The organism is Nocardiopsis sp. RV163 (genome assembly GCF_001029525.1).
GTDB lineage: Bacteria > Actinomycetota > Actinomycetes > Streptosporangiales > Streptosporangiaceae > Nocardiopsis > Nocardiopsis dassonvillei.
In genome coordinates, this window is sequence record NZ_LEKI01000048.1 from 1 (window position 1) to 21,442 (window position 21,442).

At 72.9% G+C, this 21,442-nt stretch carries 19 protein-coding genes; 16 read left to right on the forward strand and 3 right to left on the reverse strand.

The features are described 5' to 3' along the window. From deoC to ABD54_RS11220, 5 genes are all read left to right on the forward strand, one after another. The coding region (gene deoC, locus ABD54_RS11200) for a deoxyribose-phosphate aldolase (RefSeq protein ID WP_047869393.1) at positions 1-699 on the forward strand (699 nt) is incomplete at its 5' end. Positions 700-704: 5 nt separating this feature from the next. Further along, entirely contained in the window at positions 705-2,135 is a 1,431-nt protein-coding gene (locus ABD54_RS11205) for an aldehyde dehydrogenase family protein (protein WP_047869394.1), read from the forward strand. After that, positions 2,128-3,090 carry an aldehyde dehydrogenase family protein gene (locus ABD54_RS11210; RefSeq protein WP_047869395.1) on the forward strand — a complete coding sequence of 321 codons (963 nt, stop codon included), beginning with the start codon at positions 2,128-2,130 and terminating at the stop codon, positions 3,088-3,090. The genes ABD54_RS11205 and ABD54_RS11210 overlap by 8 nt, the downstream gene beginning before the upstream one ends. 163 nt (positions 3,091-3,253) lie before the next feature. Further along, the gene (locus ABD54_RS11215; RefSeq protein ID WP_047869396.1) at positions 3,254-4,051 is read left to right on the forward strand and encodes a purine-nucleoside phosphorylase; all 798 of its coding nucleotides are present in this window, start codon (positions 3,254-3,256) and stop codon (positions 4,049-4,051) included. A gap of 10 nt (positions 4,052-4,061) precedes the next feature. Next, entirely contained in the window at positions 4,062-5,732 is a 1,671-nt protein-coding gene (locus tag ABD54_RS11220; RefSeq protein ID WP_047869397.1) for a phospho-sugar mutase, read from the forward strand. Between the two features lie 9 nt (positions 5,733-5,741). On the opposite strand, the gene ABD54_RS11225 is transcribed toward ABD54_RS11220, so the two are convergent. After that, positions 5,742-6,233 carry an Lrp/AsnC family transcriptional regulator gene (locus ABD54_RS11225; RefSeq protein ID WP_047869398.1) on the reverse strand — a complete coding sequence of 164 codons (492 nt, stop codon included), beginning with the start codon at positions 6,231-6,233 and terminating at the stop codon, positions 5,742-5,744. Between the two features lie 882 nt (positions 6,234-7,115). Between ABD54_RS11225 and ABD54_RS11230 the strand changes: the two genes are divergently transcribed. From ABD54_RS11230 to ABD54_RS11275, 10 genes are all read left to right on the forward strand, one after another. Beyond that, entirely contained in the window at positions 7,116-8,114 is a 999-nt protein-coding gene (locus ABD54_RS11230) for a thiamine pyrophosphate-dependent dehydrogenase E1 component subunit alpha (RefSeq protein WP_047869418.1), read from the forward strand. Beyond that, entirely contained in the window at positions 8,111-9,130 is a 1,020-nt protein-coding gene (locus ABD54_RS11235) for an alpha-ketoacid dehydrogenase subunit beta (RefSeq protein WP_047869399.1), read from the forward strand. The genes ABD54_RS11230 and ABD54_RS11235 overlap by 4 nt, the downstream gene beginning before the upstream one ends. A 7-nt stretch (positions 9,131-9,137) precedes the next feature. Beyond that, positions 9,138-9,482 (forward strand): biotin/lipoyl-containing protein, encoded by a 345-nt coding sequence (locus ABD54_RS11240; RefSeq protein ID WP_047869400.1) that lies wholly within the window; start codon positions 9,138-9,140, stop codon positions 9,480-9,482. Positions 9,483-9,645: 163 nt separating this feature from the next. Continuing rightward, complete coding sequence (locus ABD54_RS11245; RefSeq protein ID WP_082166775.1) at positions 9,646-10,347, forward strand: alpha/beta fold hydrolase; 702 nt, start codon at positions 9,646-9,648, stop codon at positions 10,345-10,347. Positions 10,348-10,699: 352 nt separating this feature from the next. After that, positions 10,700-11,752, forward strand: a complete 1,053-nt coding sequence (locus ABD54_RS11250) for a BMP family protein (RefSeq protein WP_047869401.1) — start codon at positions 10,700-10,702, stop codon at positions 11,750-11,752. A 183-nt stretch (positions 11,753-11,935) separates the two neighbouring features. Beyond that, positions 11,936-13,534 carry an ABC transporter ATP-binding protein gene (locus ABD54_RS11255; RefSeq protein ID WP_047869402.1) on the forward strand — a complete coding sequence of 533 codons (1,599 nt, stop codon included), beginning with the start codon at positions 11,936-11,938 and terminating at the stop codon, positions 13,532-13,534. After that, positions 13,531-15,117, forward strand: coding sequence for an ABC transporter permease (locus ABD54_RS11260; RefSeq protein WP_047869403.1), 1,587 nt, complete (start codon positions 13,531-13,533; stop codon positions 15,115-15,117). Before ABD54_RS11255 ends, ABD54_RS11260 begins: the two co-directional genes overlap by 4 nt. After that, positions 15,114-16,376 (forward strand): ABC transporter permease, encoded by a 1,263-nt coding sequence (locus ABD54_RS11265; RefSeq protein ID WP_047869404.1) that lies wholly within the window; start codon positions 15,114-15,116, stop codon positions 16,374-16,376. The genes ABD54_RS11260 and ABD54_RS11265 overlap by 4 nt, the downstream gene beginning before the upstream one ends. Continuing rightward, on the forward strand, positions 16,355-16,783 hold the full coding sequence (locus ABD54_RS11270; protein ID WP_047869405.1) for a cytidine deaminase: 429 nt from the start codon (positions 16,355-16,357) through the stop codon (positions 16,781-16,783). The genes ABD54_RS11265 and ABD54_RS11270 overlap by 22 nt, the downstream gene beginning before the upstream one ends. A gap of 104 nt (positions 16,784-16,887) precedes the next feature. Next, positions 16,888-18,183: a thymidine phosphorylase gene (locus ABD54_RS11275; protein ID WP_047869406.1), complete on the forward strand. Its 1,296-nt coding sequence runs from the start codon at positions 16,888-16,890 to the stop codon at positions 18,181-18,183. A 94-nt stretch (positions 18,184-18,277) separates the two neighbouring features. Here ABD54_RS11275 and ABD54_RS11280 read toward each other — a convergent pair whose 3' ends face one another. Both ABD54_RS11280 and ABD54_RS11285 read right to left on the reverse strand, forming a co-directional pair. Further along, on the reverse strand, positions 18,278-18,835 hold the full coding sequence (locus ABD54_RS11280) for a hypothetical protein (protein WP_235432034.1): 558 nt from the start codon (positions 18,833-18,835) through the stop codon (positions 18,278-18,280). Positions 18,836-18,886: 51 nt separating this feature from the next. After that, the gene (locus ABD54_RS11285; RefSeq protein ID WP_047869407.1) at positions 18,887-19,462 is read right to left on the reverse strand and encodes a hypothetical protein; all 576 of its coding nucleotides are present in this window, start codon (positions 19,460-19,462) and stop codon (positions 18,887-18,889) included. Positions 19,463-19,611: 149 nt separating this feature from the next. Here ABD54_RS11285 and ABD54_RS11290 point away from each other — a divergent pair, with 149 nt between their 5' ends. Continuing rightward, entirely contained in the window at positions 19,612-21,384 is a 1,773-nt protein-coding gene (locus tag ABD54_RS11290; RefSeq protein ID WP_047869408.1) for an acyclic terpene utilization AtuA family protein, read from the forward strand. Positions 21,385-21,442 lie beyond the last annotated feature (58 nt).

Below are 21,442 nucleotides of genomic sequence, written 5' to 3' on the forward strand. Positions count from 1 at the left end.
CACCCCGACCCCGCCGACACCACCGCGCCCCGCGTGGGCGCCGTGTGCGTCTACCCCGACATGGTCGCCACCGCCGTCGAGGCGCTGCGCGGCACCGGGGTCGGCGTGGCCTCGGTGGCCACCGCCTTCCCCTCCGGCAGGGCGCCCATGGAGGTCAAGCTCGCCGACACCCGCCGCGCGGTCGCCGACGGCGCCGGCGAGATCGACATGGTCATCGACCGCGGCGCCTTCCTGTCCGGCGACTACCTCAAGGTCTTCGAGGAGATCGCCGCCGTCAAGGAGGCCTGCGGCACCGCCCACCTCAAGGTCATCCTGGAGACCGGCGAGCTGGCCACCTACGACAACGTGCGCCGCGCCTCCCACCTGGCCATCCGGGCCGGGGGCGACTTCGTCAAGACCTCCACCGGCAAGGTGTCCCCGGCCGCCACCCTGCCGGTCACCCTCGTCATGCTGGAGGCGGTCCGCGACCACCACGCTGCCACCGGCAGGCGCGTGGGCGTCAAGCCCGCGGGCGGCATCCGCACCACCAAGGACGCCATCCGCAACCTGGTCCTGGTCAACGAGGTCGCCGGTCCCGGCTGGCTGACCCCCGACCTGTTCCGGATCGGCGCCTCCAGCCTCCTCAACGACCTGCTCATGCAGCGCACCAGGCTGTCCACCGGCACCTACCCGGGCCCCGACTACTACACGCTGGACTGAGAGCCGTGATCTTCGAGTACGCGCCCGCACCGGAGTCCCGCTCCGTCGTCACCCTGCGCGAGAACTACGAGCTGTTCGTCGACGGCGCCTTCACCCCGGCCGAGGGCGGCGAGTACCTCACCACCCTCAACCCCGCAGACGAGACCGAGCTCTCCCGGGTCGCCGTCGCCGGACCCGCCGACGTGGACCGGGCCGTCGCCGCCGCCCGCCGCGCCTTCGACACCGTCTGGGGGCCGATGCCCGGCGCCGAGCGCGGCAAGTACCTGTTCCGCATCGCCCGCATCATCCAGGAGCGCTCGCGCGAACTGGCCGTGCTGGAGTCGATGGACAACGGCAAGCCCGTCAAGGAGACGCGCGACGTCGACCTGCCCCTGGTCGCCGCGCACTTCTTCTACCACGCCGGGTGGGCCGACAAGCTCGCCCACGCCGGACTGGGCCCCGACCCGCGCCCGCTGGGTGTGGCCGCCCAGGTCATCCCGTGGAACTTCCCGCTGCTCATGCTCGCGTGGAAGGTCGCCCCGGCGCTGGCCACCGGCAACACCGTGGTGCTCAAGCCCGCCGAGACCACCCCGCTCACCGCGCTGGTCTTCGCCGAGATCTGCCAGGAGGCCGACCTGCCCCCGGGCGTGGTCAACATCCTCACCGGTGCGGGCGAGACCGGACGCTCCCTCGTGGAACACCCGGGCACCGACAAGGTGGCCTTCACCGGCTCCACCGGGGTCGGCCGCCAGATCGCCCGCTCGGTCGCGGGCACCGGCAAGCGCCTCACCCTGGAACTGGGCGGCAAGGGCGCGAACATCGTCTACGACGACGCGGCCCTGGACCAGGCGGTCGAGGGCGTCGTCTCGGGGATCTTCTTCAACCAGGGCCACGTGTGCTGCGCCGGTTCACGGCTGCTGGTCCAGGAGTCGATCGCCGAGGAACTGCTGCCCCGGCTCAAGGAGCGCGTCGCCAAGCTGCGCCTGGGAGACCCGCTGGACAAGAACACCGACATCGGCGCGATCAACTCCGCCGCGCAACTGGAGCGCATCCGCGAACTCACCGGCACCGGCGAGGAGGAGGGCGCCGAGCGCTGGTCGCCCGCCTGCGAGCTGCCCGCGAGCGGCTACTGGTTCGCGCCCACCGTCCTGACCGGCGTCAGCCAGTCCCACCGCGTGGCCCGCGAGGAGATCTTCGGCCCCGTGCTCTCGGTGCTGACCTTCCGCACCCCCGAGGAAGCCGTGGCCAAGGCCAACAACACCCCCTACGGCCTCTCCGCCGGGGTGTGGACCGAGAAGGGCTCGCGCATGCTCTGGACCGCCGAGCGCCTGCGCGCCGGGGTGATCTGGTCCAACACGTTCAACAAGTTCGACCCGACCAGCCCCTTCGGCGGCTACAAGGAGTCGGGATACGGCCGCGAGGGCGGGCGGCACGGATTGGAGGCCTACCTTGGCTGAGCGGCGCGAGAACCGGAAGACCGCCAAGAGCGCTGCCAAGGCCGCCAAGGCCGCGCGGGGCACGGCCGACGCCGTCGCGCCCGCCCGGCTGGCGGTCCGCAAGACCTACAAGCTCTACCTGGGCGGGGCCTTCCCCCGCTCCGAATCGGGCAGGACCTACCCCGTGACCTCCGCCAGCGGCCAGCACCTGGCCAACGCCTCGCTCGCCTCCCGCAAGGACGCCCGCGACGCCGTGGCCGCCGCGCGCAAGGCCTTCGGCGGCTGGTCCGGCCGCACCGCCTACAACCGCGGTCAGATCCTGTACCGGGTCGCTGAGATGCTGGAGGGGCGCCGCGACCAGTTCGCCGCCCAGGCTGCGGCGGTGCAGGGGCTCTCCCGGGACGACGCCGAACGCGTGGTCGACGCCGCAGTGGACCGGTGGGTCTACTACGCGGGCTGGACCGACAAGGTCGCCCAGGTCCTGGGCGGCGCCAACCCCGTCTCGGGGCCCTACTACAACCACTCCGCGCCCGAGCCCACCGGCGTGGTCGCGGTGTTCGCCCCCCAGAACGCGCCGCTGCTCGGCCTGACCTCCGTGGTCGCCCCCGTGATCGCCACCGGCAACACCGCCGTCGTGGTCACCTCCGGGGACGCGCCGCTGGCCGCGGTCGACCTGGCCGAGGTGCTGGCCACCTCCGACCTGCCGGGAGGCGTGGTCAACCTGCTCACCGGACGAGTGCCGGAACTGGGGCCCCACCTGGCCTCGCACGCCGACGTCGACGCCCTGGACCTGACCGGTGCCGGGGATCTGGCCGCCGAGTTCGAGAGGGCCGCCGCCGACACCCTCACCCGGGTGCTGCGCCCGGGCCCCGGTTCCGAGGGCGGTGAGGACGCCTGGCTCGACCCCGATCCCGGCACCGCGCGTCTGAAGCCCTTCCTGGAGACGAAGACGGTCTGGCACCCCGTGGGGATCTAGGGGCACCGAGGCCGCCGCCGGTGCGACACAGTCGTTCCGCCGGCGACGATCCCGTACCCGCGGCGCGTCCGGGCCGCCCGGACGCGCCGCGGGTAGCAGGATCACGCTTACGGCACCGCGCCCGCGCACCCTTGCCGGGCGCCGACGAACGGAGAGACCCGCTGTGACTCGCACACCCCAGGCAGCCGCCGAGGAGGCCGCCGCCGAACTGCGCTCGCGAACCGGCGTGGACGCCTACGACGTCGCCCTGGTCATGGGATCGGGGTGGGCCTCCGCGGCCGACCTGCTCGGCGACTCCGGCCAGGAGCTGCCCACCACCGACCTGCCCGGCTTCGTGCCCCCGGCGGTGGAGGGCCACAGCGGCACCGTGCGCAGCATCAGGGCGGGCGAGCGCTCCCTGCTCGCCTTCCTGGGCCGCACCCACCTGTACGAGGGCCACGGAACCGACGCCGTCGTGCACGGCGTGCGCACCGCCGTGGCGGCCGGGGCGACCACGGTCGTGCTGACCAACGCCGCGGGCGGCATCAACCCCGCCTACACGGTGGGGTCCCCGGTGCTCATCGCCGACCACCTCAACATGACCGCGCGGTCACCGCTGACCGGCGCGACCTTCGTCGACCTCACCGAGACCTACGCCCCCGCCCTGCGAGAGCTGGCCCGCTCGGTGGACCCCTCACTGCCCGAGGGCGTGTACGCGGCCATGCCCGGCCCGCAATTCGAGACGCCCGCTGAGATCCGCATGCTCAGCGCCATGGGCGCCGACCTGGTCGGCATGTCCACCGTGCTGGAGGCGGTCGCCGCCCGCGCCGCGGGCGCCCGCGTGCTGGGCCTGTCCCTGGTCACCAACGTCGCGGCCGGGCTCACGGGGGCCAACCTCGACCACGAGGACGTGCTGGCCACCGGCCGCGACGCGGCCGGAACCGTCGGCCGCCTGCTCGCCGACATCACCGCCAAGCTCTGAGGGGAACCCCATGACCGACCTCGCCCGGGCCAGGCAGTGGATCGCCCAGGACCCCGACCCCGGCACGCGCGCGGAGCTGGCGGGACTGGTGGAGCGCGCCGGCCGGGGCGAGGCCGACGCGCTGGCCGACCTAGACTCCCGCTTCGGGGCCCGCCTGGAGTTCGGCACCGCCGGGCTGCGCGGCGCCCTCGGCGCGGGGCCCAACCGGATGAACCGCGTGGTGGTCATGCGGGCCGCCGCGGGGATCGCCGCCTGGCTCGGCGAGGGCCCCGGGCACGTGGTCGTCGGCTACGACGCACGGCACCGCTCGGCGGACTTCGCGCGCGACAGCGCCGCCGTCCTCACCGGTGCCGGGCACCGCGTGTCCCTCATGCCCGGACCGCTGCCCACCCCCGTCCTGGCCTTCGCCGTCCGCGACCTGGGCGCCGACGCCGGGATCATGGTCACCGCCAGCCACAACCCGCCCCGGGACAACGGCTACAAGGTCTACGCGGGGGCGGCCAAGGCGGGCGGCGGCGCCGACGCGGGGACCCAGATCGTCTCCCCGGCCGACACCGAGATCTCCGCCGCCATCGACGCGGTGGGCCCGGTCGACGAACTGCCCCTGGGCGAGGGGTGGACGGTGCTGGGGGAGGAGGCGGTGGAGCGCTACCTGGACGCCGTCACCGCGCTGGTCCCGGGCGGGGAACGCGACCTGGCCACCACCTACACCGCCATGCACGGCGTGGGCGGCCGGGTGCTGCTGGCGGCGATGGAGCGGGCGGGGTTCCCCCGCCCGTCCGTGGTGGCCGCCCAGTTCGAGCCCGACCCCGACTTCCCGACCGTGGCCTTCCCCAACCCGGAGGAGCCCGGCGCCATGGACATGGCGCTGGCCACCGGCGCCGCCGACCGCTCCGACCTGGTCATCGCGAACGACCCCGACGCCGACCGGCTCGCGCTCGCGGTCCCCGGGCACGGTCTGCTGACCGGCAACGAGGTGGGCGGGCTGCTGGCCGAGTACGTCCTCGACCACACCAGGGGGTCCGACCGGGTGGTGGCCGCCTCCATCGTCTCCTCCAGCCTGCTCGGCAAGATCGCCAGCGACCGGGGCGTGCACTACGAGGAGACCCTCACCGGCTTCAAGTGGCTGGCACGCGCGGGCGGACCCGGGCAGCGGCGGGTCTTCGCGTTCGAGGAGGCGCTGGGCTACTGCGTGGGAGCCGACGGCGGCCGTCCGGTCGCGGACAAGGACGGGATCAGCGCGGCCCTGGTGGCCGCGGCGCTCGCCGCCCGCGCCAAGCGGCGGGGTGCGACCCTGCTCGACCTGCTCGACGACCAGGCGCGCCGGTACGGCCTGCACCTGGGCGACCAGCTTTCGGTGCGGGTTGAGGACCTGTCGGTCATCTCCGCGGCGATGCGGCGGTTGCGCGCCGAACCGCCCGCCGCGTTCGGTCCCCTGCGGGTGGTGGGGGTGGACGACTTCGCCGTCGGACACGCGGGTCTGCCGCCGACGGACGCCCTGCGCTTCCGGTTGGAGGGCAGGGGACGTGTGACGCTCAGGCCCTCGGGGACCGAGCCCAAGCTGAAGGCCTACGTCGAGGTGGTGCTGGATGCGGACGGTGACGTGGCGGCCACCCGCGCACTGGGCTCGGACCTGATCGCCGAGCTGATGGCCTCGGTCACCGTGGCTGTCGGGGGTTGAGGGCGCCGTTCAGTCGCCGTCGGCGGGTTCCACGACCGGCCGGTGCACGACCTCGTCGATGACGGTGAGCGTCTGGGTGGACGTCACACCGGGAAGCGACTGCAACCGGGTGAGGATCAGGTCGCGCAGCTGGTTGGTGTTGGCCACGCGGACGAGGAGGACGATGTCCGCCGAGCCCACGACGTACCAGCAGTACTCGATCTCCGGGTAGGAGGACAGGATCTCCCGGTTGGCGCGCCAGTCCGGCTGGCTGCCCGAGATGAGGACGAGCGCGGTGACGCCGAGCCCCATCTTGGAGTGGTCGGTCACCACGGAGTAGCCGCGGATGACGCCCTCGTCGGTGAGCCGCTTGATGCGGTTGTAGGCCGTCGCGCGGGACACGTTGGCCAGTGCGGCGATCTCGGTGATCCCGGTCCGCGCGTCCTTGGCGAGCGCGCTCAGGATCGTCTGGTCGGTCGTGTCCGGCCGCCGGCCGTTCCTCCGCTGGTCGCCCATGGCCATGTGCGTGCTCCTCGTGTGCTCTTGTTTCAGGACGAAGCCCCTCACTGTCGTCGTTGACCGGGGCTAACGAGTTACCAGGTAAACGTTGTTTCCGTCTATCGGAATCTCAGTCGGCGAGATGCGCGGTGTTCGGGCACCCCCTCCGGCCGCCGCGGGGACGGCACGGGAGGAGGACGGGAGCGGGGACCCTGGCGCGGGGTCCGACGGGCGGGGGGAGGCGCGTCGGGAGTCCGACTGTACTCGTGGTCGACGCTGTCGGTGGATGGGGTGGTTTCCCGGACCGGCGGCGCCTACACCGCGCGGCCCGGAACACGACAGAACTTCTTGTCGCGGGGTTCCGTGGAGTCCAAGTGTCGGGAAAACGGGGGGTTTCGTTGACCGGATGACCGGTGCCTCGAACGTACGCGCTCGGCGCCGGGAAGTGCGCCCGCCGCGACCGATCGCGGCTGTTCCGTGACCGTGGACCCCCTCCACCGCGACCCCGCGTGCGCTCCCGGTCGCGGCTCGCGCCCTCCCGTGGGCCTACGGGGTGCGTGAGGTGTATAGGCCCGTGTGTCGTTTTCTCGGATGGAACGGGGTTCGCGTTGGACGCTAGAGGACGATATGCCGATTTTCGTTCCCGCATGTATCAACTAGTGGCGGATATCTAGCGAAAGTGTAGAGTATTGCGGAGAATCTGCGTGCAGGACAGACACCGTCGGAGCCCGGACCGCGCCACGGCGCGGGGCAGGGCCACGTTGGGAGCCGCTCGACATGCCCGCCAGCCGCCCGCCCTCGCCCCAGGACCCGCTTCGCGGAAGTCGCGGGGCCACCGCCCCCGACGCAGCCGCCGTGCGCCCGGACGCCTCCCCCCACGAGCCGGCGGACCGGGGCGCCATCACCGTGGGCCACCTGCCGCCCGACCTCACCCGTGCCCTCTACCGCCATATGAGGACCGCCCGCGACCTGGACACCGAGGCCGTCGCCCTCCAGCGCCAGGGCGTCTTCCCCGCCTACGTGTCCGTGCGCGGCCAGGAGGCCGCCCAGGTCGCCAGCGCCTCGGCCCTGGACCCCGCGCGCGACTTCGTCTTCCCCACCTACCGGGAGATGGCCTCCGCCCTGGCCTACGGGGTGGAGATGGTCGGCTACATGGCCACCCACCGCGCCCTGTGGCACGGCGGCCTCTACGACGTCGCGGCCTCGCGGTTCGGCGCCGTCAACGCCGTGGTCGGCGGCCCCGTACCGCACGCGGTCGGCTGGGCCGTGGGCGAGCGGCTGCGCGGCGACGACGGCGTGGCCCTGGCCTACTTCGGCGACGGCGCCAGCTCCGAGGGCGACGTCCACGAGGCCATGAACTTCGCCGGGGTCTTCGGCGCCCCCGTGGTCTTCTTCTGCCAGAACAACCAGTGGGCGCTGTCGGTGCCCAACCACCGCCAGGTCGCGGGCGGCTCTGTCAGCGCGCGCGCCGAGGGCTACGGCATGCCCGGTGTGCTGGTGGACGGCAACGACGCGGGCGCCGTCCACGAGGCCACCGCCCAGGCCGTCGCCCGGGCGCGCCGCGGTGAGGGCCCCACCCTCATCGAGGCGCTCACCTACCGCGTGGAGCCCCACTCCACCTCCGACGACCCCGGCCGCTACCGCGACGACGCCGAGGCCCGGCGCTGGCGCGAGCGCGACCCCGTCACCCTGCTGCGCGAGGCCCTGCTCGCCGCCGGGCACGCCGACGAGGGAGAACTCGCCCGGTTCGACGCCGAGGCCCGCCAGGAGGCCGAGCGCATCCGCGACGGGGTGGCCACCGCACCCGAACCGGACGGGTCGGAGCTGTTCACCCACGTCTTCCGCGAGACCACCGAGGAGCTGAACCGGCAGCGCCGCACCTGGCAGGAAGAGGTCGAACTGTGACCGAGCTGATCGAACGCGCCGACACCGCGGCCGAGGCCCCCGAGGTCGAGCTGTCCATGCAGCAGGCCATCAACCGCGCCCTGCGCGACCTGCTCACCGAGGATCCCGACGTGCTGGTGTTCGGCGAGGACGTGGGCGCCCTGGGCGGGGTCTTCCGCGTCACCGACGGGCTCCAGAAGGAGTTCGGGGACACGCGTGTCTTCGACACCCCGCTGGCCGAGTCCGCCATCATGGGAATGGCGGTCGGCCTGGCCATGAACGGCTGGCGGCCCGTCCCCGAGCTCCAGTTCGACGGTTTCGCCTATCCCGCGATCGACCAGATCGTCAACCAGGTGGCGCGCATGAACTACCGCACCCGCGGCGCGGCCCCCATGCCGATCACCCTGCGCCTGCCCTCCTTCGGCGGCATCCAGGCGCCCGAGCACCACGGCGAGAGCCTTGAGGCGCTCTTCGCGCACACCCCCGGCCTCAAGGTCGCCGCGCCCTCGGACCCCGCCGACGCCTACAGCCTCCTGCTCCAGGCGGTGCGCTCCGACGACCCGGTCGTCTACATGGAGCCCAAGGCCCGCTACTGGGACCGCAGGCCCGTGCGACTGCGCGAGCCCGGCGACCCCATCGGCACCAGCCGCGTCGTGCGCCCGGGCAGGCACGCCACCCTCATCGCCTGGGGGGCCATGGTGCACCGCTGCGTCCAGGTGGCCGAGCTGGCCGCCGAGGACGGCGTGGAACTGGAGGTGCTGGACCTGCGCTGGCTCAAGCCCCTGGACGCGGCCGGGATGGCCGCCTCGGTCGCGCGCACCAAACGGGCCGTGGTCGTGCACGAGGCGCCGCTGACCGCCGGGCTCGGCGCGGAGGTGGCCGCCCTGGTCACCGAGCACTGCTTCCGCGACCTGTCCGCCCCCGTCCAGCGCGTCACCGGGTTCGACGTGCCCTACCCCGCGGGTCCCCTGGAGCCGCAGTACCTGCCGACCATCGACCGCGTCCTGCTCGCGGTGCAACGGACCCTGGAGTACTAGAGCGACCATGGCAGAAGACGACATCACCTTCTCCCTTCCCGACCTGGGCGAGGGGCTGGTCGAGGCGACCGTCCTGGAGTGGCAGGTCGCCGTGGGCGAGGAGATCGAGCGCAACGCCCCCCTGGTTGAGGTGGAGACCACCAAGTCCGCGGTGGTCATCCCCTCGCCCCAGGCGGGCCGGATCGTCGAGCTGCACGCCGAGGAGGACCAGGTGGTCCCGGTCGGCGCGCCCCTGGTGACCTTCGCGGTCCAGGCCTCCGGGGACGCGCCCCGGGCGGGCATCGTGGGCCGCGTCCCCGAGGAACAGGCCCGGCCCGCCCGCCGGGTGCGGCTCAAGCCCCCGACGGACTGACGGCGGCCGACCGCGGGTTCCGTTCGGAGGAAGACACGAACGGGGGCGCCCTCCGGCGCGCCGCATTCGGAGTAAAATCCGGCCGGGGCCCGCGTTTCTCCCTTTTATTTTCGAAAACATGGTGGGTGGTTTCATGTCCGCGAATCTCACCGGTGGCGTGACAATGCGTTATGCGGATTTGCGTCCGCAGGGCCGCGAGGGCGGGGTCCCCGTACTTCTCCTGCACGGTTTCGGCACCGACTTCGGCATGAATTGGCGGGCCGCCGGCTGGACGCGGGCCCTGGAGACGGCCGGGCTGCGGGTGATCGGGCCGGATCTGCGCGGTCACGGAAACAGCGACAAGCCGACCGACAGCGCTTTCTACCTGCCCGGACACTTCGTCGCCGATCTCGTCTCCATGCTCGACGAGTTGGCGGTGGACAAGGTCGACGTGGTCGGTTACTCCATGGGTTCGCGCCTGGCCTGGGAACTCGCGCTGACCGCCCCCGAACGCGTCAGACGGGTCGTTCTCGGCGGTTTCGGACCGAAAAACGCCTTCGCCGGAACGGACCTGTCCGACCCGGGTTCCGGTGACACGCCCTTCGACCGCGTCTACCGCACGGTGGCCGCCCTGCCCTCCAACGAACCCGCCGCGCTGGCCGCCTGCGCGCGCGGCCAGGCCTCGCGCCCCTTCGACGCCGAGCCCCCGCTCAGCGGACTTCCGGTGCTGGTTGTCTCGGGCGCCGGGGACGCGCTCGCCGAGGGCGCGGCGGCCCTGGCCGAGCGCTGCGGCGGCACGCATGTGGAGGTCCCCGGGCGCGACCACGCCAACACCGTCTCCTCCCGCCGCTTCCGGCAGGCCGTGCTGGGCTTCCTGGCCGACTGACGCCGCGCGCGGCCCCGCCGCCCCCGCCGCCCGACGCGGTTAGTCCGGTCTAGACCGGCCCCCTCCGACGTGCCGGTGTGACAACCGGTGAAGGAGGCGCAGCCATGCGTGGTAATGCCGTGTCGGGGCGGGGAACGGCTCCTCCGCAACACAATCCCGAAACACCGCCGACCGCTTCGGACGCACGCCTGTCGACTTTCGGGTAAGGACCCGTGTCGCTACGCTCTCGCCTTCATAACAACTCCGCCCGTTGGTTAGGTGTACTTTCGGCCACCGGATATCGTCCGGCTGCAGAACTCAGGTCGGTCGCGAGCGAATGCTGGCCGCTGAGAGGGCGTAAGAGGAGTGAGAAGTGAAGCGCAGCAACACAGTCAGGTTCGCCGCGGCCGCGGCGGCCGGTGTGCTCGCCCTCACCGCGTGTGACAGCGCGGCCGAAGAGGGCGGCGGCGAGGGCGGCGGCGAGGAGTCCGCCTCCGAGCTCCAGGTCGGCCTGGCCTACGACGTCGGCGGTCGCGGCGACCGCTCCTTCAACGACTCGGCCTACCGGGGACTGGAGCGGGCGGCCGAGGAGCTCGGCGTCGAGACCAACGACTTCGAGCCCAGCGACGGCGAGGCCGAGTCCGCCAAGGAGGACCGCCTGGCGACCATGGCCGAGGAGGGCTACGACGTCGTCATCGCCGTCGGGTTCGCCTACGACGGCGCCGTGCGCGCGGTCGCGCCGGAGTACCCGGACGTCCACTTCGCCATCGTGGACTCCGAGATCGACGACGTCGACAACGTCACCAGCCTGGTCTTCGCCGAGGAGCAGGCCTCCTTCCTGGCCGGCGCCGCCGCGGCGCTGACCACCGAGGAGGACCACGTCGGCTTCATCGGCGGCGTCGAGACCCCGCTGATCCACAAGTTCGAGGCCGGTTACGCCGCGGGGGTGGAGCACGTCAGCGAGGACATCACCGTCGAGGTCGACTACCTGAGCCAGCCGCCGGACTTCAGCGGCTTCAGCGACCCCGCCAAGGGCCGTGAGACCGCCCAGGCCCAGTACGACCGCGGCGCGGACGTCATCTACCACGCCGCCGGCGCGTCGGGCAACGGCGTCCTGGAGTCGGCCGTTGCCAACGACTTCACCTTCATCGGCGTCGACAGCGACCAGTACGAGAACGCCGCCGAGGACCAGAAGCCGCACGTGCTCACCTCCGCCATCAAGCAGGTGGACGTGGCCGTGTTCGAGCTGATCTCCGCCGCCGCCGAGGGAGAGGTCGAGGGCGGTATCCAGCGCTTCGAGCTCACCGACGGCGGCGTGGACTACACCACCTCCAACGCGGAGGCGATCAGCCCGGTCCAGGAGCAGCTTGACGAGATCAAGCAGCAGATCATCGACGGCGAGATCGAGGTCCCGACCGAGCCGTAGACCGCGCCACGCGCGACCGTCGTCGCGGGGTCGCCCGCGGCGGCCAGCATCCACGGGCGGCACCGGAGCGGGCGACACCCGCTCCGGTGCCGCCCAGGTTGCCGTTCGGCGGCGGAACGCCCGGCAGCGGCCGAGACCCGGCCGCTTCCGCGGCGCCACACCGCACATTCCACGAGGAGAATGATGAGCAGCACGCCATCGGGCGAGGGGGCGCTGGCGCCCCCCGCCGTTGAGCTGCGCGGGATCACCAAGCGTTTTCCCGGCGTCGTGGCCAACCACGACATCGACATCACCGTGGCTCCCGGTACCGTGCACGCCATCGTCGGCGAGAACGGTGCGGGCAAGTCCACGCTGATGAAGACCCTGTACGGCATGCACCGGCCGGACGAGGGACACATCTACGTCCAGGGCCGCGAGGTGCGCTTCGGCTCGCCCTCCGACGCCATCCGCAACGGCATCGGCATGGTGCACCAGCACTTCATGCTCGCCGACAACCTCACCGTGCTGGAGAACGTGGTCCTGGGCGCCGAGCGCCGCCACGGCATCGGCAACCGCGCCCGAGCGCGCATCCGCGAGCTGTCCGCCCAGTACGGCCTGGGGGTCGACCCCGACCGCCTCATGGAGGAACTGGGCGTGGGCGACCGCCAGCGCGTGGAGATCCTCAAGGTCCTCTACCGCGGCGCGCAGACCATCATCCTCGACGAGCCCACCGCCGTCCTGGTCCCGCAGGAGGTCGACGAGCTCTTCGACAACCTGCGCGAGCTCAAGCGCGAGGGCCTGACCGTCATCTTCATCTCCCACAAGCTGGACGAGGTGCTCTCCGTCGCCGACGAGATCACCGTGATCCGCCGCGGCACCACCGTGGCCACCGCGGACCCGGGCACCACCACCGCCCGGGACCTGGCCACGCTCATGGTCGGCGGCGAGCTGCCCGTACCCGAGCTGCGCGAGTCCACCGTCACCGACCACGTCGTGCTGTCCCTGAACGGGGTCACCGTGCACTCCGCCGACGGCCGCGCCGTCGTGGACGGGGTGAGCGCCGACATCCGCCGGGGCGAGATCGTCGGCATCGCCGGTGTCGAGGGCAACGGCCAGTCCGAGCTCATCGAGGCCATCATGGGCATGCGCCCGCTGGCCGCCGGGAGCATCCGGCTGGAGGAGCAGGACATCACCGGCTGGCCCACCCTCAGGATCCGCGAGGCGGGCGTGGGCTACATCCCCGAGGACCGCCACCGGCACGGAGTGCTGCTGGAGTCCCCCCTGTGGGAGAACCGCATCCTGGGCCACCAGACCAAGGAGCCCAGCGTTCGCGGCCCCTGGATCAACCGGACCGGAGCGCGCGCCGACTCCGAGCGCATCGTCGCCGAGTACGACGTGCGCACTCCGGGCATCGACGTCATCGCCGACGCCCTGTCCGGCGGCAACCAGCAGAAGTTCATCATCGGCCGCGAGATGAGCGGCTCCCCGCGCTTTCTGGTCGCCGCCCACCCCACCCGGGGCGTGGACGTGGGCGCCCAGGCCGCCATCTGGGAACAGCTGCGCGACGCCCGGGCCGCGGGCCTGGCCGTGCTGCTGGTCTCCGCCGACCTGGACGAGCTGATCGGCATGTCCGACACCCTCCACGTCATCCTGCGCGGCCGACTGGTCGCGCAGGCCGACCCGACCACCGTCACACCCGAACAGCTGGGCTCGGCCATGACCGGCGCCGGACTGCACCGGGCCGACCAGAGCACGGAAGGCGACAGCGGTGCCGACCGACACGGAAGCGAGGGCGGCGCATGACTAGGATCCCCCGTCCCGCGACGACCCTGCCCGCGCCCGCGGTCGCGGGCGTCGCGATCGCCCTGGGCGTGGCACTGACCTTCGTCCTGGACACGGCGCTGCTGTGGTGGGCGGCGCTGATCATCGGCGTGGTCGTGGCCTTCGCCTTCGTGGCCTGGTCCGGGCCCATGGTGCCGCGCGAGCGCCGTGCGGGCGCGGACGGCGCCCGCGAGGAGGGCACCGCCCTGCACAACACGCTGGTGGTGCCCACCGCCCTCGTGCTGTCGGTGGCCGCCGGTCTGCTGAGCGCGTGGTTCCTCGACCTGTCCCTGATCGAGCCGGTGGCCGCCGCTCTGGGCGCGCTGGTCGGCTCCGCCGCGGCCTTCCTGCTGTTCCACCGGCTGTCGGCCATGCTGGCGCTGTCCTTCGCCGCGGTCCTGGCCGCCGGGGTCATCGCGACCGCGGTCACCGCGGCCGTGCTGTTCTTCAGCGGCATCCCGCCGCTGGCCACGTTCGAGCGGATGCTGGAGTACGGCACGCGGCCCGACAGCCTGGTGCGCATCATCAACGACGGCACCACGTACTACCTGGCCGCCGTCGCGGTGGCGATCGGCTTCAAGATGAAGCTGTTCAACATCGGCGTGGACGGCCAGTACCGGCTCGCCGCGCTGCTGTCGGCCGCCGTGGGCGGCTACATCGTGCTGCCGCCGGTGCTCAGCCAGATCGTCATCGTCATCACGGCCGTGGCCGTGGGCGGCGTGTGGGCGGGCATCGCCGGATACCTCAAGGTGACCCGCGGCGTGTCCGAGGTGATCTCCACGATCATGCTCAACTCCATCGCCACCGGCGTCACCGCCTACCTGCTCAGCACCGACCGCCTCGCGGTCGAGATCAGCACCAACAACATCGGCACCCCGCCGATGCCCGAGTCCTCCTGGGTGCCCGGCATCCCGGCGGGCTTCCTCGGCTCGGACGGGCGGATCTTCGGCTTCGTGTTCCTGGCCGTGGCCGTCGGCATCGGCTACTGGGTGATGCTCAACCGCACCCGCTTCGGCTTCGAACTGCGGGCCACCGGCCAGTCGCAGACCGCGGCCGAGGCCAGCGGCGTCAACGTCAAGAAGATGGTGTTCCTGTCCATGCTCTTCTCGGGCATGGTCGCCGGTCTGGTGGGCCTGCCCCAGTTGCTGGGCAGCTCGCACTACTACGCCCTGGACTTCCCGACCGGCATCGGCTTCATCGGTATCGCCATCGCCCTGCTGGGCCGCAACCACCCCGTGGGCATCGTCTTCGCCGCCCTGTTCTGGGCCTTCCTGAACCAGGCGTCGGGCATCCTGCCCTTCGACGGCATCCCGCAGGAGATCGCGGTCATCTCGCAGGCCACCATCGTCCTCACCGTGGTCGTGGTCTACGAGGTCGTGCACCGCTGGGGCCGCCGCTACCAGCAGCAGCAGATCGGCATGCAGCTCGGCACCACCGCCGAGTCGCCCGTACCGGAGACGGTGAAGGCGTCGGCGGACGGGACGTCCCCGGCCCCCGCGGACGGGTCCACCGACGCGGGCACCGCCCCCGAACCAGAGGACAGGCGCGGAGGGGAGGCCAAGTGAGCCAGGAGATCAACGTGATGGAGCCGGTGGCCAAGCCCGCCGCCCGGCCCCGGGGGTGGGCGCGCTGGCGCTTCCTCACCCTGTTCGGCGCGGTGCTGGTGTCCCTGGCGGGACTGCGGGTCATCACCGGCCACGACATGCTCACCGACGCGGGCACCATCAGCACCACCATCACCTTCGCGGTGCCCATCGGGCTGGCCGCGCTGGGCGGTCTGTGGGCCGAACGCGCGGGCATCATCAACATCGGCCTCGAAGGCATGATGATCCTGGGCACCTGGTTCGGCGCCTACTTCGCCTGGTCCACGGGCAACCCGTGGATCGGACTGCTGGCGGGCGTGCTCGCCGGTATGGCGGGCGGGCTCCTGCACGCCGTGGCCACGGTGACCTTCGCGGTGGACCACATCGTCTCCGGCGTGGCGATCAACATCCTCATGCTCGGCGCGATGCGCTACCTGTCGATCCTGGTCTACTCCGACGTGCAGGGCGCGGGCGCGGCCCAGTCGCCCCCGACGCCCTCGTTCCCGGTGTGGGACCTGCCCCTCGTGGCGCAGGTGCTCAGGCCGGTCGCCGACAGCGGGATCTTCCTGGTCAGCGACCTGGCCTCCCTGGTGCTCGGCGCGACCACGAACATGCCCGCGCTGACGGTCGTCGCGATCCTGATGATCCCGCTGACCTACCTGGTGCTGTGGAGGACCACGTTCGGCCTGCGGCTGCGCTCGGTGGGCGAGAACCCCGACGCCGCCGAGTCCCTGGGCGTGCCGGTGTACAGCCTCAAGTACGTCGCGGTGATCGTCTCCGGCGGCCTGGCGGGCATGGGCGGCGTGTTCCTGTCCGTGGTCGCCTCGCAGATCTACCAGGAGGGCCAGACCGGCGGGCGCGGCTACATCGGCCTGGCCGCGATGATCTTCGGCAACTGGCGCCCCGGCGGCCTGGCCATGGGCGCGGGCCTGTTCGGCTACACCGACGCCCTCCAGGTGCGCGGCGGCGGCGCTGCGGTGCACGCCCTGCTGCTGCTCCTGGCCGTGGCGCTGGTGTGCGTGGCCGTGTGGCAGGTGCGCCGGGACCGCAAGGGCCTGGCCGCCTTCGGCGCGCTCACGGCCGTGCTGCTGTTCGCGTGGTACTTCTCCACCGATTCGCTGCCGCGCGAGCTGGCCACCTACAGCCCGCACATCGCCACCCTGCTGGTGCTCTCGCTGGCCTCGCAACGGCTCCGGCCACCGGCCGGGGTCGGCAAGCAGTGGAGGGCGAGCCGGTCATGACCGACGTATCACCGGACCCGGCGAGCGTGGACTGGGAGGCCCTGCGGGCCGCCGCCCGCGAGGCCATGGGCCGTGCCTACGCGCCCTACTCCCGCTACCCGGTGGGCGCGGCGGCGCTGGTCGACGACGGCCGCGTCGTCAGCGGCTGCAACGTGGAGAACGCCTCCTACGGGCTGGCCCTGTGCGCCGAGTGCGGCCTGGTCAGCGCACTGCACGCCTCCGGCGGGGGCCGTCTGACGGCCTTCAGCTGCGTGGACGGGCGGGGCGAGCTGCTCATGCCGTGCGGACGCTGCCGCCAGCTCCTGTTCGAACACGGCGGGCCTCAGCTCCTCGTGGACACCCCCGAGGGAGTCTGGACCATGGACCGGGTGCTGCCGCAGGCCTTCGGCCCGCACAGCCTCGCATGACCGTGCTTTCCCGCTAGTTCCGCCTCCCCGGACGCCGCCCGCGCGGCGGCGTCCGGGGAGGCCCTTTTTCTTCCGCTTTCTTCCGCCAGTCGAGAGGAGACGACGTGGACGTCATCGAGATCATCCGAGCCAAACGAGACGGGGGAGAGCTGACCCCCGGCCAGATCGACTGGGTGATCGACGCCTACACCCGCGGCGAGGTGGCCGAGGAGCAGATGTCGGCGCTGGCCATGGCGATCTTCCTGCGCGGGATGAACCGGGCCGAGGTGAGCCGCTGGACCGAGGCGATGCTGGCCTCGGGTGAGCGACTGGACTTCTCCGACCTGGCGCGGCCCACCACCGACAAGCACTCCACGGGCGGGGTGGGCGACAAGATCACCCTGCCGCTCACGCCCACCGTCGCGGCCTGCGGGGCGGCCGTGCCGCAGTTGTCGGGGCGCGGGCTCGGGCACACCGGCGGGACCCTGGACAAGCTGGAGTCGATCCCCGGATGGCGGGCCTCGCTGTCCACTGACGAGATGCGGGAGGTGCTGGACTCCACGGGCGGGGTCATCTGCGCCGCCGGGTCGGGGCTGGCTCCGGCCGACCGCAAGCTCTACGCCCTGCGCGACGTGACCGGCACGGTCGAGTCGATCCCGCTGATCGCCGCGTCCATCATGAGCAAGAAGCTCGCCGAGGGCACCGGCGCGCTGGTCCTGGACGTCAAGGTGGGGTCGGGGGCGTTCATGAAGGACGCCGACTCCGCGCGCGAGCTGGCCCGCACGATGGTCGACATCGGCAACGACCACGGGGTGCGCACGGTCGCGCTGCTCACCGACATGTCGGTTCCGCTGGGCAGGCAGGTTGGCAACGCCCTGGAGGTGGCCGAGTCGGTGGAGGTGCTGTCGGGCGGCGGGCCGGCGGACGTGGTGGAGCTGACCGTGGCGCTGGCCCGGGAGATGCTGGCCGCGGCCGGGCTCGTCCCCGGTGAGGGCGGGGTCAAGGACCCTGCCGAGGCGCTGCGGGACGGCAGCGCGCTGGAGTCGTGGAAACGGCTCGTGCGGGCGCAGGGCGGGGACCCGGACGCGCCGCTGCCGGTGGCCGCCGAGCGCCGGGTGGTGCTCGCCCCGGTCTCGGGGACGGTGACCCTGCTGGACGCCTACCAGGTGGGGCTGGCCGCGTGGCGGCTGGGCGCGGGCCGGGCGCGCAAGGAGGACACGGTGTCTTTCGGGGCGGGGGTGACCCTGCACGCCAAGCCGGGGGAGACCGTGCAGGCCGGGGAGCCGCTGTTCACGCTGCACGCCGACGAGGCGGAGCGGTTCGGGCGCGCGGCCGAGGCGCTGGAGGGCGCCTTCGACGTCGAGCCGCGGGACGGGGCCGGATACGGTGCCCGGCCGCTGGTGATCGACCGGATCGCCTGACCCCGGAGCCGTCCGGGGGTGAACGGCGCTGGGGCGGCGCCCGGGCCTTTCCGGTCGCCGCCCCACGGCTGCACGGGGCCCGGCCCCGCGCGGGTCAGTTCGGCATCGGCATGGGCTGGGGCGCGCTGCCCGCGGGCATCATGACGTAGGACGCGACCGCCAGCAGCACCAACAGCAGACTCACGATCAGCACGGCGGCGGCCAGCCACCGCGCCCAGGGCCGGGTCCTGAAACCCGCCAGGGCCAGCGCGAGCCCGGCCAGGATCGCCGTCAGCGCGGCCAGGCCGCCGCCGATGAGCAGTTGCACGGAGAACTGCGACACCTGGTCCACGGGCACCGGCTGGTCGCCGATGAGCACCACCGTGGTGAAGAGCTGGACGAGCTGGCTCGAAAACACCGTCACGGCGAGCAGGAACAGCGCGGTCAGGGCGAAGGTCTCCGCGCCCATGGGGCCGCTGGGCCGGTCGGTGCGCTCCGGGGCGGCCGTCCCGGAGCCCGGCTCCGACAGGGGCTCCTCCACCATGTCCGGCTCCTGCGCGGGCACCCCGGTCCCGGTCACCGGGTCGGCCCCGGGCTCCGGCTCGCGGCCGGGGTCCCGTGCGGGCCCCCGGGTGGGATCGTTCGGGTCGTTGCCTTCCGCTGATGTACTCACGCGGTCAACCTACCCGCCGAAGTACCAAGGGAGTTTCTACAAAACCCCTGTTCAGGACCCCGATGGCAGGGTTGCGAAGGTCAATGCCGAGACCACGAGCAGCAGCGTGCCCACGATCACGGCCGCGGCGGCTCCCCAGCGGCTCCACGCCCGCGTGGCCGCGCCTCCCCGCAGCAGCGACAGGGCCCCGGCGAGCACGGTCAGCGCGCTCAGCCCGCCCGCGACCACCACCTCGGCCGCGAGCGCGCTCGCCTCCCCGGCACTGGTGTCGGTGGGGACCCGGCCCACGAAGAAGAAGCCGAAGAGCTCGAAGAGGCGGGTGTTCAAGGCGGTGAGGGCGAACAGCATCAGGGCGATGACGCTGAAGGTCTCCGCGGCGAACAGGCCGCTGGGGGAGCGGACCGGCGCGCCCGCGATGAAGGCGCCGCCGGCGTCGTCCTCCTGACGCGCCCCCCGCGTCCCGGCGTCCCCGGGCGCTCCGGTGCTCCCTGCGGTTCCGGCCCCCGGGGCCTCCTCCGCCGACGTCCGCGCTGTCGGCGCCGCCTCCGTCGTCTCCGCTGCCGCCGCCGTTTCCTCGGGGGACGCGGCGTCGTCGGCGGGGTTGGTGTCTTCTCGCGAGGTGTTCACGGCGCCAAACTACCGCGCGCCTGCCCCCGCCCAGAGGGGGAGTAACGCACGCTCCGTGGCCGGTTCCGGCCACACCGCGCCCGCCCACCGTATCGGCTCGGATCCGTCAGCCCGCCCGGAAAAACAAGCACATGTGCTTGTTTTATCATGTGACCGGTGTCACCCTCATGTCCATGACCGCTGCTGCCGCTCCGGCAACCCCGCTGCTGGTCGCGAACGCCTCCGGTTTCTACGGGGACCGCTTCGCCGCCGTCCACGAGATGCTCACCGAAGGGCGCGTGGACGTCCTCACCGGCGACTACCTGGCCGAGCTCACCATGGCCGTCCTCGGCCGCGACCAGCTCGGCGACCCCGGCCGAGGCTACGCGCGGACCTTCCTGAGCCAGATGCGCGAGACCCTGGCGCTGGTCGTGGAACGCGGCACCAGGGTGGTCACCAACGCGGGCGGCCTCAACCCGCGCGGCCTCGCCGACCGGCTGACCGAACTCGCCGACGGGCTCGGCCTCGACCCCCGCATCGCCTGCGTCACCGGCGACGACCTCATCGACCGGGCCGAGGAACTCGACCTGGGCTCCCCCCTGACCGCCAACGCCTACCTGGGCGCCTTCGGCATCGCCGCCTGCCTGCAGGCGGGCGCCGACATCGTCGTCACCGGCCGCGTCACCGACGCCTCACTGACAGTGGGCCCGGCCGCCGCCCACTTCGGCTGGACCCCCGGGGACCTGGACGCCCTGGCCGGGGCCACCGTCGCCGGGCACGTCATCGAGTGCGGCACCCAGGCCACCGGCGGCAACTACGCCCTGGCCGCCGGACTCCTGCGCGAGGGCCGCGACCTGGACCGCCCCGGCTTCCCCCTCGCCGAGATCCACGCCGACGGCAGCGCCGTCATCACCAAGCACCCCGGCACCGGCGGCGCCGTCACCACCGGGACCGTCACCTCCCAGCTCGTCTACGAGATCGCCGGAGCCCGGTACCCCGGCCCCGACGTCACCGCCCGCTTGGACACGGTGCGCCTCACCCCGCAGGGGCCCGACCGCGTCCTGCTCAGCGGAACCCGCGGCGAGGAGCCGCCCCCCGACCTCAAGGTCGGCCTGACTAGGCTCACGGGCTTTCGCAACGAGGTCGAGTTCCTGGTCACCGGCCTGGACGCCGAAGCCAAGGCCGCCCGGGCCGAACGCCAGATGCGCGCCGCCCTGGCCGACCGCGCGCCCGACGACCTGCGCTTCACCCTCGCATCCGCCCAGGACCCCCACGGCGACACCCAGGACGCGGCCACCGCCCGCCTGCGCGCGGTGGCCCGCGACCACGACCCCGCGGTCGTGGGCCGCTCCTTCGGCGCGGCCGCCGTGGAACTGGCGCTGGGCAGCTACGCCGGGTTCCACCTCACCGCGCCGCCGCGCGACGCCCGCCCCGACGGGGTCGCCGCCACGCACGCGCTCGTGCCCGCCTCCGAGGTCGCCCACACCGCGATCCTGCCCGACGGGGCGCGGGTGCCCGTCGCGCCCGCGCCACGCACCCGGGCCCTGGCCGAGGTCGCCGAGCCCCCGTTGCCCGAACCCCTGCCCCGGGGCCCCGCGCGCCCGGTCCCGCTCGGCCTGGTCCTCGGCGCGCGCAGCGGAGACAAGGGCGCCGACGCCAACCTGGGCGTGTGGGTGCGCGGCGGGAAAGCCTGGCGTTGGCTGGCCACCACCCTGACCGCCGACCTGCTGCGCGAACTCCTGCCCGAGACCGCCGGACTGCGCGTCACCCGGCACCTGCTGCCCAACCTGCGCGCCGCCAACTTCTGGATCGAGGGTCTGCTCGCCCCCGGCACGGCGCGCCGCGAGGGCGTGGACCCCCAGGCCAAGGGGCTCGGCGAGTGGCTGAGGGCCCGCCGCGTCCCCGTTCCCGAGGCCGTGCTGGCGGAGGTGGAGCGCTCGTGAGCGTGCCCGAGACCGTGGTCGCCCCCGTTCCCGAGACCGTTTCGACGGAGGGGAGCCG